15 protein-coding genes are annotated in these 16,793 nt (G+C 34.4%); 12 read left to right on the top strand and 3 right to left on the bottom strand.

Annotated elements, in window-relative coordinates:
• Window positions 1-48: 48 nt before the first annotated feature.
• From J2Y60_RS16250 to J2Y60_RS16275, 6 genes are all read left to right on the top strand, one after another.
• Window positions 49-795 carry a diphthine--ammonia ligase gene (locus J2Y60_RS16250; protein WP_309920052.1) on the top strand — a complete coding sequence of 249 codons (747 nt, stop codon included), beginning with the start codon at window positions 49-51 and terminating at the stop codon, window positions 793-795.
• 15 nt (window positions 796-810) lie between these two features.
• Complete coding sequence (locus J2Y60_RS16255; RefSeq protein WP_309920055.1) at window positions 811-1,905, top strand: FUSC family protein; 1,095 nt, start codon at window positions 811-813, stop codon at window positions 1,903-1,905.
• A gap of 28 nt (window positions 1,906-1,933) precedes the next feature.
• Window positions 1,934-2,632, top strand: a complete 699-nt coding sequence (locus J2Y60_RS16260) for a response regulator transcription factor (RefSeq protein WP_309920057.1) — start codon at window positions 1,934-1,936, stop codon at window positions 2,630-2,632.
• Window positions 2,629-4,014, top strand: a complete 1,386-nt coding sequence (locus J2Y60_RS16265; RefSeq protein WP_309920061.1) for a HAMP domain-containing sensor histidine kinase — start codon at window positions 2,629-2,631, stop codon at window positions 4,012-4,014. The genes J2Y60_RS16260 and J2Y60_RS16265 overlap by 4 nt, the downstream gene beginning before the upstream one ends.
• Before the next feature lie 75 nt (window positions 4,015-4,089).
• A complete protein-coding gene (locus tag J2Y60_RS16270; protein WP_309920064.1) occupies window positions 4,090-4,566 on the top strand; it encodes a hypothetical protein in 477 nt (158 codons plus the stop codon).
• 513 nt (window positions 4,567-5,079) lie between these two features.
• Window positions 5,080-6,084, top strand: coding sequence for an LLM class flavin-dependent oxidoreductase (locus tag J2Y60_RS16275; RefSeq protein ID WP_309920068.1), 1,005 nt, complete (start codon window positions 5,080-5,082; stop codon window positions 6,082-6,084).
• Between the two features lie 66 nt (window positions 6,085-6,150).
• Here J2Y60_RS16275 and ggt read toward each other — a convergent pair whose 3' ends face one another.
• The gene (gene ggt, locus J2Y60_RS16280) at window positions 6,151-7,947 is read right to left on the bottom strand and encodes a gamma-glutamyltransferase (protein WP_309920070.1); all 1,797 of its coding nucleotides are present in this window, start codon (window positions 7,945-7,947) and stop codon (window positions 6,151-6,153) included.
• A gap of 284 nt (window positions 7,948-8,231) precedes the next feature.
• Between ggt and J2Y60_RS16285 the strand changes: the two genes are divergently transcribed.
• On the top strand, window positions 8,232-9,896 hold the full coding sequence (locus tag J2Y60_RS16285) for a hypothetical protein (RefSeq protein ID WP_309920073.1): 1,665 nt from the start codon (window positions 8,232-8,234) through the stop codon (window positions 9,894-9,896).
• 106 nt (window positions 9,897-10,002) lie between these two features.
• On the opposite strand, the gene J2Y60_RS16290 is transcribed toward J2Y60_RS16285, so the two are convergent.
• A complete protein-coding gene (locus tag J2Y60_RS16290) occupies window positions 10,003-12,177 on the bottom strand; it encodes a S9 family peptidase (protein ID WP_309920076.1) in 2,175 nt (724 codons plus the stop codon).
• 62 nt (window positions 12,178-12,239) lie between these two features.
• Window positions 12,240-12,929, bottom strand: coding sequence for a pseudouridine synthase (locus J2Y60_RS16295; RefSeq protein ID WP_309920080.1), 690 nt, complete (start codon window positions 12,927-12,929; stop codon window positions 12,240-12,242).
• A 183-nt stretch (window positions 12,930-13,112) separates the two neighbouring features.
• On the opposite strand from J2Y60_RS16295, the gene J2Y60_RS16300 reads away from it, so the two are divergent.
• The 5 genes from J2Y60_RS16300 to J2Y60_RS16320 all read left to right on the top strand — a co-directional run bounded on the left by J2Y60_RS16300 (window position 13,113) and on the right by J2Y60_RS16320 (window position 16,711).
• Window positions 13,113-13,538, top strand: a complete 426-nt coding sequence (locus J2Y60_RS16300; protein WP_309920083.1) for a response regulator — start codon at window positions 13,113-13,115, stop codon at window positions 13,536-13,538.
• Between the two features lie 114 nt (window positions 13,539-13,652).
• The gene (locus J2Y60_RS16305) at window positions 13,653-14,087 is read left to right on the top strand and encodes an EVE domain-containing protein (protein ID WP_309920085.1); all 435 of its coding nucleotides are present in this window, start codon (window positions 13,653-13,655) and stop codon (window positions 14,085-14,087) included.
• 393 nt (window positions 14,088-14,480) lie between these two features.
• Window positions 14,481-14,927, top strand: a complete 447-nt coding sequence (locus tag J2Y60_RS16310; RefSeq protein ID WP_309920090.1) for an ATP-binding protein — start codon at window positions 14,481-14,483, stop codon at window positions 14,925-14,927.
• Window positions 14,917-15,678, top strand: coding sequence for a tRNA(His) guanylyltransferase Thg1 family protein (locus J2Y60_RS16315; protein WP_309920093.1), 762 nt, complete (start codon window positions 14,917-14,919; stop codon window positions 15,676-15,678). Before J2Y60_RS16310 ends, J2Y60_RS16315 begins: the two co-directional genes overlap by 11 nt.
• Before the next feature lie 289 nt (window positions 15,679-15,967).
• A complete protein-coding gene (locus tag J2Y60_RS16320; protein WP_309920096.1) occupies window positions 15,968-16,711 on the top strand; it encodes an ankyrin repeat domain-containing protein in 744 nt (247 codons plus the stop codon).
• The last annotated feature ends 82 nt before the right edge of the window (window positions 16,712-16,793 follow it).

Here is a 16,793-nt window from a genome sequence, read left to right on the forward strand (position 1 = left end):
CGGAATATTGTTCAAAGTAATTCCCCCACAAAAACCTATTTTTACAGCATGATAAAACAGCAAGCAATTTTTAATTGGAGTGGAGGTAAAGATTCTGCTTTGAGTTTATACAAAATCCTACAGTCACAAGAATATGACGTTAATTGTTTACTAACCAGTATCAATGAAGAGTACCGTAGAATATCAATGCATGGCGTTCGAGAAGATTTATTGATACAACAGGCTGAAAGTATTGGGATTCCTCTCGTAAAAATGTATCTACCTGAGATGCCTACGATGGAAATATATGAAGATGTCATGAAAGCGACTTTGACAGATTTAAAGACTCAAGGAGCAACAGCTTCTATCTTTGGCGATATTTTTTTAGAAGATTTGCGTTTATACCGAGAAAACAAATTATCTGAAATAGCCTTAAAAGGTGTTTTTCCTTTATGGAAAATACCTACCAAAGATATTATCAAGGAATTTCTAGATTTAGGCTTTAAAACCATCACTACATGTGTCAATGATAAGTATCTGGATAAAAGATTTGTAGGCAGAATTATAGATGAAAGTTTTTTAAACGATTTACCAGAAAATGTTGACCCTTGTGGAGAGAATGGAGAGTTTCATACTTTTGTATTTGATGGACCGATTTTCAGCCAACCCATTGCGTTTGAAAAAGGAGAAATCGTGTATCGAAAATATACGTCATCAAAGCCAAAAGACAATGATAGCTATGATTGTGATGATGCTAACCAAGACAATCCATTTGATAACGGTTTCTGGTATTGTGATTTATTATCAATAACATGATAAGCAAGCAAGGAAATGCAAGAGCAATCTATTAAACAGCTTTTTTACCAAGAGGTTAAAGGTTTCTTTAAAATAAAACAGAGTGATAGGCTGTGGCATATTCCTGTATTGGCTGCATTATGCATTGGCATTCCATTGCTTATAGGTTTATACGTTGACAATATAAAATCTGGTTTATTGGCAAGCCTCTCTGGCATTGTGATATTATACATTCCGATAGCTAATTCTCTTGTTAGTCGCATGGCTACTATGTTAATTTGTTCTTTCGGCTTCTTGGTTTCTTATACTGTAGGGCTTCTCTTTAGTTTTAATCCTCTTGTTTCGACAATTGTCTTTGGTATATACGCTACGATAGTTTATTGGATTAACCTTTACTTCAAAACAAAACCGCCTGCAAGTTTCTTTTTTATTTTTATAGCCTCTCTAGCAGGTGGTATGCCTCACGACTTAAAAGTCATTCCAGAAAAAATTGGCTTGGTAGCAATGGGAACAATGTTGGCTTGCACTTTAGCACTGGTTTATAGCCTTTTAGTGAAAAATAAACGATCTAAAAAAGACGCTGTCCTTATTGCTGAGCTATTAGTTAAAAGCAAATACACCGATTTAGTTGAAGCATTGATTATTGGATTTTTTATGTTTTTTTCAATGTTGATTGGACATGTATTAAAACTTCAAAATCCCTATTGGATACCCATTTCTTGCCTTGCTGTCATGCAAGGTGCTACGCTCTACCATATCTGGGAAAGAGTAGTCCATCGTATTTTAGGTACTTTTTTGGGCTTAGGGCTTTGCTGGGTTATCCTCTCAATTGTTAATGCTCCTCTTAGTATTTGTATTAGTATTATCCTACTCCAATTCATTATTGAGGTATTAATAGTAAGACATTACGCTTTGGCTGTTATTTTTATCACACCTATGACGATACTGTTAGCTGAGGCCGCAAATCCATTAATACAAGAGCCAAATTTACTCTTTGTAACACGTTTTATAGATATTTCTATCGGTAGCTTAATAGGTGCTTTTGGCGGATGGATAATTCATAACGAGAAAATTCGTTTCTATGCTACGATGAAAATCAGAAAAGCGAAGAAAGTAATGCTTCGGAAATAGGCTATAATTAGGCTGAATGAAATGAACCATGAATAAAAAAATACTTTTAGTAGAGGATGAAATAAACGTTGTTGACTTTTTGAAAAAAGGCTTAGACGAAGCAAACTTTGAAGTATCTGTAGCCCTAAACGGCAATACTGCTCTTAGCATGGCTGCTGAATCTTCTTTTGATCTCATCATCTTAGACATTATGTTGCCCGATAAAAATGGAATCGAAGTATGCAGAGAATTACGTTCACGCCATATCAAAACACCCATTCTTTTTCTGACAGCCCTTGGCACTTCTGAAAACATTGCCTTGGGTTTAAACTCTGGAGCCGACGACTATCTGGTAAAGCCCTTTAAATTCATCGAATTATATGCCCGAATCAATGCACTTCTGAGAAGGACTTCTTATATCGATAATATTCCAGACGATAAGGCAAGAGTCACATACACTATCGGAGACTTAATCATTGACGATGATGCCAAAACGGTATCGCGAGGTGACCAGAAAATATCATTGACGGCAACGGAATATCGTTTACTGCTGGTTTTGATAAAAAATAAAGGCAAAGTACTTTCAAGAATAGACATTTTGGAAAGTGCTTGGGATATCAACTTTAATATGGGTACTAATGTGGTGGATGTGTATATTAATTACCTCAGGAAAAAAATTGATGGCGATTTCGAACATAAGCTCATTCATACCGTTGTGGGAATGGGTTATGTACTCAAAGAAAAATGAAAACACAAACCAAATTAGCAATCATATTAGGGCTGTTGAGTAGCACAATCGTTGTTGTGTTTGGTCTCTCTATTTACTATTTTCTGGACAAATATTCTTATGTGGATTTTTATAAAAGGCTCGAAGCTCGTGTAAGAATATCTGCTCAATACAGTTTGAATTCTGGAACGCTCAATGCTAAATATTTAAAAAATCTAAGAAATCAACATTTAGAGAAGCTTGAAAAAGAGAAGGAATACCTGATTGAAATTACACCTAATGGTGATTTTGAACAAATTGCAGATAAATATACCTTGCCAATTCATTTTTTGAATTCGCTTTCTAAAGCATACACTTACAAGGAAAAAGAAGGAAATTTATTCATTGCTGGTTCGCAATACAAGAAAGGCAATAAACTATACTTTGTCATTGTTTCTGCTGAAAATTATTATGCATTGAACCATTTGATTTTTCTAAGGTCTGTATTGATTGCAGGAATTTCAATGGTGATTTTGATTGTGGTTATCTTTTCGTTCTATTTTTCAAAACATATCTTCGACCCCATCAAAGAAATCACGGATAAGGTAAAACAAATCAGCACTGAAAACATCCATCTTCGTCTTGAAAACAACATCAATAAAAGCATAGAAATTAGCGAATTAACTAATACTTTCAACGAACTTCTCAACCGTATTGAAACGGCTTTTGAAACACAAAAGAATTTTATCAGTAACGCCTCACACGAACTTGGCACTCCCCTCACTACCATTATCGGCGAAGCAGATTTTTCTTTATTAAAGCCTCGAACTTCTGAAGAATATTCTACTGCCCTCAAAAATATCCTTCAACAAGCCGAACGGTTAAATGAAATCACGAAATCCTTACTTTTCTTAGCGCAAACGGGGTATAAAGGCAAAACAATAACTTTTGAGAAAGTTCGTATCGATGAAATAATATGGGTGAGTAAAAGCTTGATTGATAAGCTAAACCCTAATAACAAAATCCTTGTTGATTTACGTCTCTTGCCCGAAGACCCCAAAAAACTAAAAGTAAGGGGCAATCAACAATTATTACACCTTGCGTTTGCTAACATCTTGAATAATGCTTGCAAATATTCTAACAACAAACCCGTCACTGTTCATATTGCATCGAGCAATTCGCAAGTAATTATCATGGTTGAAGACCAAGGCATTGGTATCCCCGATGCTGAACTTACCTTTATTTATGACCCATTCTTCCGAGCATCCAATACGACCTTGTTTGAAGGTTATGGCATCGGCTTGCCCCTTACTAGAAACATTATTCATTTGCACAAAGGCAACTTAATCGTTAGCTCACAAGTAAATGTAGGAACGAAAGTTCAAATCAAAATCCCTCTTATGGAAGATTCATATCTTCTCTAATCGAATTCTAATCTCATTCTTAAAAGTTTATAATCTCCTCAAAATAGTTTTGTCACAACATCTAAAAGACAAGTGATGAAAAAAACTATTTTAATTCCGATTGATTTTCGTGTTGCATCGCTCAATACGCTGAAACTTGCGTTGGAGCCTTATAGTGAAGATACTATTGAGGTAATACTATTACATGCTGAATATCTGAATGATTCTATCACAGAATTATTATTTTATACCCCAAAAAAGATAGTATCGTCATACATGACCAACGAGTTTAAGGAAGCACTAGAAATAATTCGTAATAGATTTGAGGGTAAAATCAAATACATCAATATAGAATTATTTCATGGGCACAACACTAATGCCATGAGGAACTTCCTTGAAGCAAACCATGTAGATGAAATTTATATCGCTAAAAACTATCAGCTAAAACAAACAAAAAACGCTTTTGACCCTACTCCTCTCCTCAAAAAATCAAACTACAATATTATTGAAGTAACCATTGAGCATGACTTTGAGAAAGCACCTTATGAACAACTAATCTCTTTATTTAATTAACAAACCCATTATTAAACTATCCTGTCGTAGCTATTATAATAGGCTTGATGGGACTACTGTCCGCCACAGTAGTCTCATACAAGCAATTCAATATTATTACCAACATACAAACAATATGTAATTACAGTTAAAAAACACGCTTCCTAAGTGTGTTTTTTCTTTTATGGATTAAAAGAACTGTCAAATGAACAATATTTTGCAGCAGCATACTATAAAAATAACAGCCATACCATTAAGTATTTATTGGGATGTTTTTAGTCCCCTTAGCTCCTAGTTTATTTTTAATAGGCTTTGTTGCCTCAATAACCCTGCCTAGAGCTGTTATTGCTTTCTTAATAATTAGAGAATAAATATGACGACATTTAGAAATGAGATTACAGCCAGAGGCTAACCCAATAACAGAGCTTTACCTATAATGCTCTATTATTAATTAAAAAGATAGTTGAATCAATGGTTGGACAAATTCGTTATTATCTGATAACACAGAAATGATAATAATAAACTTCAGCTCAAATGAAAAAGATTAAATTAAGCATATTAGACCAATCAATCATACACCCAAACAGTACAGCCCTTCAAGCCATTCAAGAAACCATTGAAACAGTTCAACTAGCCGAGCGATTAGGCTATCATCGTTTTTGGGTTTCCGAACATCATAATTCAACTTTTATTGCGGGTTCGACGCCCGAAGTATTGATGGTAAAACTCGCAGACGAAACTAATCGTATTAGAATTGGTTCTGGAGGAATAATGCTACCTAATCATAGTGCGTTGAAAGTTGCAGAAAATTTCAGGATGCTTGAAACACTTTTCCCAGGGCGAATAGACCTAGGCATGGGGCGAGCTCCGGGTGGAGATACTATCACAGCTTCTTTGCTGAATCCTTCTAATGATTTTAAAGAAGAAAGTTATTTAAGGCAATTGAGCCATCTTCAGCATTTTTTTACTGATAGTGCTGGTACTTCAAAAGGAAGGTTGTTAGCTATTCCACTGGCCTCTACTATTCCTATGCAATGGATTTTAAGTTCTAGTGGAGGAAGTAGCGGCATTGCCTCTCAGTTTGGAATGGGCTTAGCGGTTGCCAAGTTTATCAATGGCCATGTAAATCCAGATATTGTCGAACATTATCGTAAAAGCTTTACTCCTTCTTCACAATTTACTCAGCCCAAAGAACTACTCGCCTTATCAGTGATTTGTGCGGATACAGAAGAAAAAGCTAGACAAATGCGACACTTCCATGATTATACACTAGTTAAATTTGAACAAGGGCAGTTTGATCAGTTTGCTAGTTATGAAGAAATAAAGAATTATGATTTTTCTTTGTCAGAATCTGCTCGAATTAAAGCAAATAGTGCCAGAATAATATCAGGTACAAAAGATGAGGTAAAAGAGAAATTAACGCTATTAGCCAATGAATTTGATATTGATGAAATAATGGTATCGACGTTAACAGATAATAAAGAAGATAGGCTACATTCTTTTGAGTTACTTGCAGAAGCTTTTGGTTTAGCGGAATAAAATTAAGAAATATCATTCATCACTAGTGAGGGACTTAAGTCCCTCGCTAATGATAAAGAACCTTGCTCAATAACCCACCGCTGTATCATCCGCTCTTACATCTGCCCCGCCTTCATAGATACCATCTGGTAATACTAAAATACAATCCATTCTACCGATAGTATTTTTCTGAGAATCTAATTTATATCCCTTTTCACGCATTCTTATCAAGGTTTTTTCTGTGAAAGCTCCCTCTTCAAAAGTAGTTCTGTCGGGCGTCCATTGGTGATGGAAACGAAGAGCGTCAACCGCCTGTTGCATAGACATTTGATGTTCCACTACATTTAAAAACACTTGAAAAACAGAAGTGATAATAGTAGAACCACCCGGAGTGCCTAACACCATTAAAAGTTTACCATCCTTTTCAACAATCGTTGGCGTCATTGATGATAGCATTCTTTTGTTAGCAGCAATGGCATTAGCTTCATTCCCAATCAATCCATACACATTTGGAACGCCCGGTTTGATAGAAAAATCATCCATTTCATCATTCATTAAAAAGCCCGCTCCGTCTACAACTACTTTGCTTCCATAAGAGCCATTCAAGGTAGTAGTAATGGATACTGCATTTCCTTCTTTATCGACAAAAGATGAGTGGGTAGTTTCAGGACTTTCATACCCTGTAATATCTCCTCCTTTTACCATTTTGCTATCAGTTGCTTGAGCAAACTGAAAATCCTGCCAGCGTTTCTTTAAATATTCGGCCTCCAATAATTCCTTCTGAGGTACTTTTACAAAATCAGGGTCACCCAACCACTTTGAACGATCAGCATATACCCGACGTTCAGCTTCAATCATTACCTGTGTGGTAGAGTCGCTATGCCAACCCCATTTTTGAAGAGGATAGGGCTCAACAAATTTTAGGAGTTGTAATAAAGCGATTCCACCGCTAGAGGGTGGTGGCATCGAAATTACTTTTAGGTTTTTATAATTGCCAACTACAGGTTCACGCCAAGCTGAATGATAACTATCTAAATCTTTTTGAGTAATAATTCCTCCTCCCCGATTCATTTCAGCTAGTAATAATTTAGCCGTTTCGCCTTCATAAAAGCCTTTTCTTCCTTGCGCCTGTATCAATTTAAGTGTTTTTGCCAAATCCTTTTGAATGAGTATTTCTCCTTCTACCCACTTTGCAGTGTCTTCTTTCATGAAATACTTTTTTGTCGGATTAAACTTCAGCAAATCAGCTTTCACATTATTTAATCCTCTAGCTTCGCGCGCAGTCAATTTTACACCATTTTCAGCTAAATCAATCGCTGGCTGCAATACTTGTTTCCAAGTAAGCTTCCCAAAACGTTTATGGGCTTGTTCTAAACCATCTACAGAACCAGGCGTACCGCTAGCTAAATGCCCCAGCCAACTAGGTTGCCCTGCTTTTATATTCTTGTTTTCATCTAAATACATATCCCTGCTTGCATGCTCAGGTGCTTTTTCGCGATAATCCAACGTATAGGTTTTGCCGTCTTTATCACGATAAACCAGAAAACCTCCGCCCCCGATATTGCCTGCTGCTGGGTGAACCACTGCCAAAGCAAACTGCGTAGCTACTGCTGCATCAATAGCATTCCCTCCTTGCTTTAAAATATCAACACCAACTTGTGACGCAACTGGATGAGTAGCCGTTACCATTCCGTTTTTGGCATATACAGATGCCTTTTTAGCAAAGAAAGGCGAGGCATTGGGGTCTTCGTTGCTGAATTGATAAAAGCCTTGATTTTCAACTGGTTTTTGAAGAGAAGTATTTTGTTGGTTGGGTTGTGTAGTTTTACAAGCCCCTAAACCTATTAAGCAGATTGATAAAGTAAGTAAATGTTTTGACCTCATATTTGTTGATTTTTTATTTCAATTTACAGAATTCACGTTATTTAAACAATTAAAATATTTGAATGCTGGGTGATAACATTCTTTAATGCTGCTTGTTTCCCATTATTTATTTAAAATACATCCAATCTTATTCTTTATTAAAATCGTGAAAATCAATCAGTAAATCAACTTATGTTAAGTATGTTGGACAAACAAACATTTATTTTATAGTAATACCGCTATTTTACTATCTACTGGCATAGAAATTTAGGTCTTTAAGTAGTTGACTCTTTACCATTAATTCTATGACACAAAATCCAAAAAATCGCTTCAAAAAAGGACTAATTATTAGTCTTTATACATTACTTGCATTTTTAGCAATCGCTACCATTGTAGGGCTATGGGGATTAAAGCCTTTATTATCAAAACGGATTCAATATGCAGTATTAAAAAGTACTGATAGTTTATATCACATTGATTTCAAAGACATTCAGTATAATATTACTGGTGGTGATGCTCGCATTTTGGGCGTGCGTTGGCAAGCAGATACTACTTTGTACAAGCAACTCGATTTGGCAAAAAAAATGCCTGATAATATTTATCAAGCTCAAGTAGATGAAATTCATTTGACAGGAATTAATCCTTGGAAAATTATTTTTTCATCAAAGTTACACTTACAATCAATCAGCATTAAAGAACCCGTTATTCAGATTAACCATCACAGGCAATATTATAATTCTTTCAAGACAATTACACCTTTCTATACGATACTTTCAAAATTTGTAAAATCATTTTCCGTAGAAAAGGTAAGTTTAGATAATATCAATTTTACTTTTATTAATCATTCTGAAAAGAAAACGCCTAGTACCAGTAAGGTTGAACATTTAGATATTGAACTCACCGACTTATTAATAGACTCTACATCTCATCGTGATAAAAGTCGTTTTTATTATATGAAAGAGTGTGTCTTCAAGTTAGACAAACTAGAAATACTGACAGAGGATTCATTGAATAAATTTAAAATAAAGGAATTATTATTCTCTACTAAATCTAAATCATTATCGCTTGAACACTTGGAATATGAACCTCAGTATAAAGAAATTGCCTATGGCAATAAAACTGATGGGGATGATAGAATCAGTATTATTTGTAAAAATATCAAACTAGATTCTATAGATTTACACAAGCTTTTTGAGGAGAAAAAAATATATGCGAAAAACCTTGGCATTAACAATGGACAGATAAATGTGTTTACAGACACGCGTCTTTTCAAACCACATAAGAAAATGGATTATCGCCCTTTTCCTCATGAAGCTTTTAGGAAATGGCAACTTAAATTTTTAATTGATACGATAAAATTAAGTCGTTTTAAAATAACGTATTCTGAATACAATCCTCAAACAAATTTAGTGGGCAACGTGATTTTTGACAAAGCCAATGGTTATGTACATAATTTCACGAATGACTCTGTCCCCTTAGCAAAAAATCCAAATTGTATGGTTTTTTTGAAATCTAAATTGATTAATAAAGCAAACGTTCATTTCTCCTTTCGCTTCAATATAGCAGATAAACAAGGAGATTTTAGTTGTAATGGTAAAGTATTCAATATGCAAATAGCCACTGTAAATCAGGTAACCGAAGCCTTAGTAATGGCGAAGGCTCAAGAAGGATATCTTAGTTATTTTGCTTTTGATATGCATGGAAATAAATTCGGGCTGAAGGGTTCTACTACGATGCTCTATCAAGACTTAAATGTAATGATATATAAATTCCCTCCTGAAGACGGTGTCTTTAAAAAACGGAAATTACTATCTTTTATAGCTAATACATTTGTCATCAAAAAAAGTAATCCAACAGGAAAGAAACCTCCAAGAGTTGCTATTATCAATTATCAGAGGATACCTGACAAGCCTTTTTTCTATACGCTTTGGAAGGGACTATTGGAAGGGATAAAAGGTTCTGTGCTGTAGCATTGTTAAAAAGGATTCAAACAAAAACACCCGATAGATTTTAGACTATCGGGTGTTTTGTTTGAAATACAGCTGAATGCTCAAAGCTCATCACTCACAGCTATTATTATCTTCCTCCCGGTGGGCAATATTGTTTCAAGTAATTAGTGTACAAAGTATTCAAGTGCATTCTTGTTCCTTCGCCTTCATAAATGCCATGCGAACGATTTGGATATGCCATAAATTGAAACTGTTTGTTGTACTTAATTAATTCATTCACTAACATTTCAGCATTTTGATAATGTACATTATCATCGCCTGTTCCATGAATGTATAATAAATTCCCTTTCAGGTTTTTAGCATAAGTAATCGGAGAACCATTTACAAAATCCTCACGATTTTCTTGAGGGATACCCATATATCTTTCCTGATAAATATTATCATAAGAAAGCTGATTAGCTACTGCTGCTACAGCAATACCTGTTTGATAAATTTCTGGGTATTGAAATAATAAATTTAACGTAGTTGACCCTCCGCCACTCCAACCATGAACTGCTACTCTTGTTGGGTCGATGTATTTATTTTTCAATAATTCCTTCGCTGCCATTGCTTGGTCACGGATATTGATTTGTCCAATTTTACGATAAATTGCTTTTCTCCACTCACGACCTTTAGGAGATGGCGTTCCTCTTCCATCGATTGATACATAGATATAACCATCTTTTGCCATATCACCAACGTATAAACCATTTGAGCCTGCCGAATAAGTATCTTTTACCGTTGCCGAAGCAGGTTCTGTATAAACCATAAATACAATTGGATACTTTTTAGTAGAATCAAAATCATAAGGTTTTACCATCCATGCATCCACAGTGATGTTATCTTCGGTCTTGATTTTTAAAAATTCAACCTTGTTTTTTCTTGGTTTTTGCTTGGCTATTTTCGCATCAACACCTTCTGCTTCGTTAAAAGGCTTATGGTCGGGCAACGTAATCATTTCACTTACGGGACTAACTGTCGAGCTAGTAAAACGATGTTGAGCGAACTTACCCGTTGGCGAAACATTATAACTGTGTGTTCCTGCTTGGTTCAAAGGTGAAACTCTCTCTGCTTTTCCTTTTCCATCTAACGTAGTTCTATATAAATATTGTTGCGTAGCATTTTCTGGTGAAGCTGTGAAGTAAATTACATTTGTTTCTTCATTGAATGCTAAGAAACTAATTACATCAAAATCACCCGCAGTTATCAACTTTTCTTTACCGTCTTTTCCAACAATATATAAGTGATTCCAGCCATCTTTTTCCGATTGCCAGATAAAATCTTTTCCATTTTTCAACCAATCCCAGCCTACAGACTCTCCTGCGCGGTTATTTACATTTACCCAAGCTTTATCAGATTCACTATAAAAAGTTTTGGCTACGCCCGTTTTAGCATTACAAAGCATCAATTTTGTTTCGTTTTGCTTACGTGGCAATTGTTGGATAATGATTTCAGATGAATTACCTGCCCATTCCATTTTAGGAATATAGTTATTGGTTGATTCCCCCGGCACTTTCATCCAAATCGTTTTAGCAGTAGCAATATCTACAACGCCTACTTTACAAGCCGAAGGCTTTTCTCCTACTTTTGGATATTCTACAGGAATTACTTGCGAATAGATAGAGTCTGTGGTATTCAACATGAAATAATCACGAATGGTATTAGCATCAATCTGCCAATAGGCAATAGATTTGCTATCTGGACTCCAACGAAAACCGTCTCTACAGTCAAATTCTTCTTCATATACCCAGTCGAAAGTACCGTTGATTAACTTCGTAGTTCCGTCCTTTGTCAATGCTTTGATTTTATTGGTGGCCAGGTCTTCAACATAAATATTATGTTTTGAAACATAAGCAACTTTTGACCCATCAGGCGAAAACTTCGCAAACATCAAAGATGATACTGGCATGCCTTTTCCTAATTGCTTAAGTTGTTTGGTGGCAATGTCTAATACCCAATAATCACCACGCGTTTCATAACGCCATACTTTTTTGCTGTTGGTAAAAATCAATACTTTTTTAGCATCATCAGAAAAGGTATAGCTTTTGATTGATAAAGCAGAGGTCTGTCCTTTAGGAATCAATAAATCTGATGTAACAATAACTGTTTTTTGTAAAGAAGGAAGATTTACTCTTGAGATTTGACTACCTTCTAATGCTGTATAAGAAGTTCCATCAGTATCCCAATTAATGCCCTGAGCAAACAATCCTGCTGGAATAAGTATCAGGGTTAGTAATAGTTTAGTAAAGTGTTTTTTGTTCATGATTTTTAATTGATGAATGAAAGACGAAAATAGCAAAACATTTTGCTTATACCTATCATTGGCTAAACTTCCTGTTGAATTTCTGTCATTGATAAATGCCTGTATGTGCTGGGCGTTAGGTTTTCTAATAATACATTCCCTATTCGGGTTCTGATAAGTTCTAATACTTCGTAGTGCAATTGATAGCACATTCTCCTGATTTGTCTATTCAACCCTTGCACTAAAATAATCTTAAAACTGAAATCCGTGATTTTTTCTACCTTGCATGGCAAAGTCATTTTACCCATGATTTGTATCCCGTTTGACATTCTAGTAATAAATTCTTCATCTATTACTTTATCGACAGTCACGAAATACTCTTTTTCAGTTTGGTGTTCTTTACGAAGGGTTTTATCAAACAGCCGACCATCATTGGTCAATAATAATAAGCCTTCTGATTCCTTATCTAGTCTGCCTACTGGGAACAGAGCGTCTTCAAAAGGCAAAATCTCTTTCAGATTTTCAGGAATGTTTGTATTCAATGTCGTTTCTATGCCTCTGGGTTTATAGAAGGCTAGATAAATCATTTTTTTTCCTTCTTTGATAAGTTGATTATTATAAACGACTTCATCTTCAAGGTTGATAATGACATTCTCATTAACCACCAAACCATTGACCATAATCACCCCAGATTGAATCAGCGACAAAGCCATTTTGTTAGCAATTTGGAGACGTTTAACGAGTAAATATTGAAGACGATTTCTGAAAGTCATTTGGGGATTAATATTTTATTTGCAATATACTGTAGATTTTTTGATATGGGTTATAAGATGATTTTGTAAAACATCATTTAACTTTCAATGTTAGTTGTATTTAATGATTACATTTTGCTTATTGCCAGCATTAGAATAAGAAGGTCTGATTTAATGCTTTTTTAAAATATATAAAACCAAAATATGAATAAAACTGGACCAATAATAGTGATAGAAGACGATATAGACGATCAAGAGATTTTAGATGAAATTTTTAAAGAGCTTAATTTTAAAAACGAAATTATCTATTTTAAAGAAGGAGAAAAAGCACTTGACTACTTGATTAAGACCTCACTAGAACCTTTCCTTATCCTTTCAGATATAAATATGCCCAAATTAAACGGCATAGAGTTAAGAGAAAAAATTAATACAAACGAAGATTTAAGAATAAAATGTATTCCGTACTTATTCTTTACTACAAGTGCCGAACAAAAGTACGTTGTTGATGCTTATTCAAAGTCAGTGCAAGGCTTTTTTGTTAAGCCTAATACTTTTGAAAAATTAAAAAGTACCATAAAAATAATTGTAGAATATTGGTTAGAATGCGAATCTCCCAATTATATTAAGTAATTACCCTTTTAACCCTGACTCATTTAACATTTATAAGTGAACATTTCAAAATCTTTTTTTTGTCGCTTTTTATAGTAGTGTACATTATATTTATGACAACAAAATAATACTACAATGGCTGAAACGAAATATTGGATAATAGTGGCTTCTAAAGACCACGTTCAAAATGGCATTGCTGAAGGTATTGCCCAAGCTTGTCACGGAAAGTCTTCCCCTCTTAGAAGAATGAGACCTTATGATTATATCGTTTATTATTCAGGAAAACTCATCATGGGGCAAGATGATAAATGCCAAGAGTTTACAGCCATCGGGCAAGTAAAAGATGAAGAGGTCTATCAGTATCAGATGTCACCAGAGTTTTGTCCGTTTAGGCGAAATATACATTTCTTTGAGAGCAAAGCCGTTTCTATCTTACCACTCATTAATGATTTACAATTTATTCAAAACAAAAAATCTTGGGGATATCCGCTCAGATTTGGCTTTTTAGAAATCAATAAACATGATTTTGATTTAATTGCTTCACAAATGTTAGAAAATGAATATGTTTAAAGAGATTGAATTTACCCTTTAAAACGCTGACTAAGTCTGTAAGTGAAGTACTTCTCTAAATAGATTGCCCTAGTTGTAGTTATCTTTCACTAGAAGTACGTCAGTAACAAATCAATATGATAAAATAGCGAATTAATTTATTACTAACCTACGCTTTGTTGGAGAAAAAACACCAACAAGGACAAAAAACATATTGCTCATTTTGTATTATCATAAGATAAAACCATCAAAATAACAAATTTAATTATTTAAAAATAAAGCATTTACACATTCAAAAAAGTAAGAATTGGTTTATTTATATCAATCATTTACTTTTAAAAAAAAGACTTAAACATCCATATATTTATGAGTTAGCGGTCAGTTTAACAAACCACACAGAAATGAACCCAATCAATGGAAACAGTGATATTTTGCGGAATACAAGCGACAGGAAAAACTACTTTTTTTAAAGAGAATTTCTTTAAGACACATATTCGTATTTCTCTTGACTTACTTAAAACACGAAACAAAGAACAGAAATTTATTGACACTTGTTTAGCCACTCAACAACGCTATGTGGTAGACAACACCAATCCGACAAAAGTAGATAGGGCAAAATATATCTCCGATGCAAAAGCAAACAAGTTTAAAGTAGTCGGTTATTATTTCCAATCCAAGATAAATGACGCTTTAAACAGAAATAGTCAGCGTTTAGGAAAAGAAAATATTCCCGAAGTTGGAATAAAAGGAACATTCAACAAATTAGAAATCCCTACTTTTGACGAAGGATTTGATGAGTTATATTTTGTCGAAATTGACGACAATAATTTTAAAATAAAAGAATGGGAAAATGAAATTTGACGACTTGGATAATAAGATGCGTGTATATGAAACTTCGCAAGACCGTTGTGTCTTGCCGAATATGTATATCGTCGCAAGAATTGACGGTAGAAGTTTTACAAAACTGACAAAAGATATTCATAAATTCAAAGCACCTTTTGACGAAAAGTTTCGTGACCTTATGGTTGAAACGGTAAAACATCTTATGAACTGCGGATTTAATGTAATTTACGGTTTTACTGAAAGTGACGAAATTTCTTTATTGTTTCACTTCAACGAAACAGCTTTTTCTCGTAAGACAAGAAAGTTTATCTCAATTTTAGCTGGCGAGGCAAGTGCAAAATTTTCATCGTTACTTGGCGACATTGGTGCGTTCGATTGCAGACTTTCCGAAATTCCCAACAAACAACTTGTGGAAGATTATTTCAGGTGGAGAAATGAAGATGCTCACCGAAATGCTTTAAATGCGCATTGTTACTGGCGTTTGCGACAAGACAATTTTTCTCAAAGCGAAGCAACGGCAAAAATTGAGGGAATAAGTATCGCTGAAAAAAACGAACTTTTATTTCAATATGGAATTAATTTTAACGAATTACCAAATTGGCAAAAAAGAGGAATTGGCGTTTATTGGATAGACACTAAAAAGGAAGGTTATAATCCCAAGACCAATGAAAAGGTTTTAGTTGACAGACGAGAACTGTTTACGGACTTTAACTTACCAATGCGTGACGATTATAATCAATTTATATCAGAAATAATTGACAGAAATTAAAAGCCAAACTGCTAACACGGTATTGCTAAAATTGAAGCTGTACGGCTTTGATTAGGCATTTGTGCAAGGTTCAACATTCGTTCTTCGATTGAACTTTCATGTTGAAAATTCGCTCGCTGTTCCATGTCTTTTTGACTTGGAACGATAAATAAAATGCCGACTCAGTCTGCAAGTGAAGTACTTCTCTAAATAGATTGCACTAATTGTAGTTATCAAAAAAGCGATGTAGGTTAGCGACAAAACAATAAAGGCGAACATTATTTTATGAGTCACCTAACAATCATTTCAAATGGACTATTTACATAAAATTATTGGAGACTTTGAGATTCACTCAGTAGAAGGAATTATAGAATGTTTTGAAAATGGTATTGACCCAAATCAAATACACAATGACAAACCTCTTGTTTATGAAATGATAAACATGTATCTGCGAAGCCCTAAATTCAAAGACTGCATTAAAGCTTTTGTAGATTATGGTTTAAAATTTGAAGACAAAGTATTATTGTCTGTTTTACTTGATGATGCAAGAACACTTGACAGACTTCTAACTAATGACAAAACACTATTATACAAAAAATATTCATTAAACTGCACTTTTACTCCTCTATATCAAGTATCCCTTTTGCATATTTGTGCAGAATATAACCATTTGTCATGTGCTAAAATTCTTGTAAATCATGGAATCGACATCAATAACAAAGCTGGAGTTGATAATTTCGGATTTGGAGGACAAAGCCCAATTTTCCATACTGTTAATCAACATGCAAATGCTTGCCTTGACGTACTTGAATATCTTGTTTCACAAAGTGCAGATTTGTCACTAACAGTGCAGGGATTAATATGGGGAAAAGGTTATGAATGGGAAACATTCATTCCATCAGTAAATCCAATAAGTTATGCAATGATGGGATTGCTTAGACAATTTCAAAGAACAGAGCAACAAATCTATAAAGTAGTCTCTTTATTATTAAAAGCAGCATATAGTATAGACTATTTTCCTACAAATGTTCCTAATAAATATTTAAACAATTAGAAAAAGAATTGCACCATCGTATTCCCCACGTTACTGTAAGTCTTTTTTTGAATCGGAACGATAAAGATAACGCAGATTAAGT

The sequence above is a fragment of the Arcicella sp. BE140 genome, from assembly GCF_031456255.1.
Lineage (GTDB): Bacteria > Bacteroidota > Bacteroidia > Cytophagales > Spirosomataceae > Arcicella > Arcicella aquatica.